The sequence below is a fragment of the Jeotgalibacillus marinus genome (assembly GCF_040801915.1).
Classification (GTDB): domain Bacteria; phylum Bacillota; class Bacilli; order Bacillales; family Jeotgalibacillaceae; genus Jeotgalibacillus; species Jeotgalibacillus marinus.
The window spans coordinates 1-278 of sequence record NZ_JBFMIA010000138.1 but is presented as its reverse complement, the minus strand read 5'-3'; the positions used below and the strand labels follow the sequence as shown (position 1 = coordinate 278).

Here is a 278-nt window from a genome sequence, read left to right as displayed (position 1 = left end):
ACATAGTCCTCAAATAGTTGACTGTCTTCAATGACGAATTCTAGAGCGATCTCATAGGCGTAGCTATCGCCTTTTATTGCTTTGTAATGATATTGAGGTTGGGAAAAATACGGTTCAATTTCTTCTGGAAAAAAGGAATAAATGAATTTCTTTGGGGTTTCATTATCAAAATTACCGATAATATTGCCATAATCTGCAATATTATTGGTTTCGTAGGTATCGCCAAACTCTCCGAAAACCCAATATCTTAGAAATAAAACATATCCTATAATCAGGGC

Annotated in this window: 1 protein-coding gene; it reads right to left on the bottom strand. The window is 34.5% G+C overall.

Annotation, left to right across the window (positions count from 1 at the left end):
* Positions 1-278 (bottom strand): hypothetical protein (locus AB1471_RS17285; RefSeq protein WP_367780969.1); only part of this gene is annotated, 278 nt, incomplete at both ends.